Source organism: Streptosporangium oxazolinicum, assembly GCF_039537505.1.
Lineage (GTDB): Bacteria > Actinomycetota > Actinomycetes > Streptosporangiales > Streptosporangiaceae > Streptosporangium > Streptosporangium oxazolinicum.
In genome coordinates this window covers 1-2,011 of record NZ_BAABAQ010000029.1, presented here as the reverse complement: position 1 = coordinate 2,011, position 2,011 = coordinate 1, and the positions used below count along the sequence as shown (strand labels likewise).

At 69.8% G+C, this 2,011-nt stretch carries 2 protein-coding genes; one reads left to right on the top strand and one right to left on the bottom strand.

Annotation, left to right across the window (positions count from 1 at the left end; genetic code table 11):
• Window positions 1-704 (bottom strand): M23 family metallopeptidase (locus tag ABD817_RS39340; protein ID WP_344923564.1); only part of this gene is annotated, 704 nt, incomplete at its 3' end.
• Window positions 705-1,208: 504 nt separating this feature from the next.
• Here ABD817_RS39340 and ABD817_RS39335 point away from each other — a divergent pair.
• Window positions 1,209-2,011 (top strand): hypothetical protein (locus ABD817_RS39335; RefSeq protein ID WP_344923563.1); only part of this gene is annotated, 803 nt, incomplete at its 3' end.

Genomic DNA, 2,011 nt, shown 5'->3' with positions numbered 1-2,011 from the left:
TTGGGGGTGAATCCGAGGGTGGCGGTGGAGACCACGTTGCCGTGGGTGCGCCGGCCGGTGGCCGCGTCGATCGCGGCGTAGGTCAGTCGCCCGTCGGGCTGCACCCCGTACACCGAAACCTTGCCCGTGGGGTTGGGGCAGTTGCGGCTGGTGACGTTACGCCAGGTCTGGCCGTTCGCACCGCCGTAGGTGACACCGTCGAAGGTCGGCCTGACGCGCTCGGAGCCGGCGTACCCCCACGACGCCTCCCCGTCGCCGTTCGAGTCGTAGCCCAGCTCGAAGTGCAGGTGCGGGTGCCCGTTCGACGTCGGCCCGGTCGCGCCCACCCTGCCTATCACCGTCCCCGCCTGCACCCGTGTCCCGACCGAGACGGCACGCGACTGCAGGTGGATGTAGGTGGTGTAGTAGCCGCCGCCGTGATCGATCTGGATCGTGTTGCCGGCGTTGCTGTGGGAGAAGGACTGGTTCACCGTCCCGGCGGCGGGGGCCACGAGCGTGGCACCGTCGGTGCCGTGCTGGTCGGGCTCCCGCACCATGTCGAGCGCGGGGGCGTGCGCCCAGGTGTCCAGCCGCCACTGCTGGCCGCACGGGAACGGTAACTGCAGGGCGGGGGCGGCCATCGCCGGGCTCGCCGTGGTGACCACGCCGGTGGTGGCGAGAACGACGGCGGCGATGCCCAGCCGTGCGGCAGTGAATGTGAACATGGGTCTCCTTCAGAAGACCGGCGATATCCCGCCGGTCCTGCGTGAAAAGGGTTCTGGTTCGTTCTGCGCCGGGCGGTCGTATTCGCCTCGGCGGCTATGAACGGCAGTCTTCACAGGGCTGCTGCAAACCAACTTCAAATCCGCTCCAACCCCCCGTTCATGGCCGGGCACGCCATGCCAGGGGGCCCGGCCGGGCCGCGTCGCGGCCGTACGGCACTCAGGTCGGGGCGGGCGGCGGTACGTCGGGCCCTGACCGGCGGATACGCCGCCGGGATGCCGTTTCGCGGGGTCCGGCGACCCTCCTGCCTCGCCGGTGAACGATTCGTTCCGCCGTGCCACCGGGCCAGATGCCGGAGCGGAAGCCGGTCATGCGAACCGGCCTCGGAGCGTCGCGCCGGGTTTCCCCGATCGCGGCTTGAAGGCGCGTTGCAGCGGGATTACAGCGGCCGGTGGCACCTTGATGGCGGCAGGCGATCAGCAGAAACAGAAACTGGAGGAAATCCCATGGTCGTATTCGCGCTCCGCCGCTCATTGGCCGCCGTTTGCGTGGTCGGCGCGGCGACGTTCGGTCTCACCGCGGTCGACGTCGCGGGCAGGTCGACGCAGGCACAGGCAGCACAGGCATTACCGGCAGTACAGACGGCGCAGGCGGAGAGCGTGCCCAACGGCACGATCACCCGCGCCGAGGTGCTGGCCCGCGCGCAGAACTGGGTCGACCGCAATGTGAAGTACAACCTCACGCGGCGCTCCAACACGCTGGTCACCGACGTGGAAGGCGACAACCGGTACGGGCCCGACTGTTCGGGGCTGGTGTCCATGGCGTGGCACATCACCGCGAACGCCGGCAAGGGCGGGAACAGCACCTCTGACTTCCTGAACTACTCCGACCTCACCCGCCTGCCCAGCGCGCGCAACCTCCTTCCCGGGGACGCGATCCTCCGCGACGGGCACATGGAGCTCTTCGCGCGCTGGAAGGACGCGAATGACCCGACCCAGGGCGCGTGGACCTACTCGCTCAACGGGACCGGGAATCCCGACTCGGGCGGGTGGGAGAACGACTGGGCGAAGGGGCCCGCGGCCAACTCCCACGGCCAGCGCGGGGACGAGTCGTGGTCGAGCATCGTCAACGACTACATCCCCGTGCGGTACAAGAGGATCGTCGACGAAGCGCCGCCGCCCGCGGGCAAGGTTTCGGTGTACGGGGTGCAGCCCGACGGGCGACTGACCTACGCCGCGATCGACGCGGCCACCGGCCGGCGCACCCACGGCAACGTGGTCTCCACCGCCACCCTCGGATTCACCCCCAA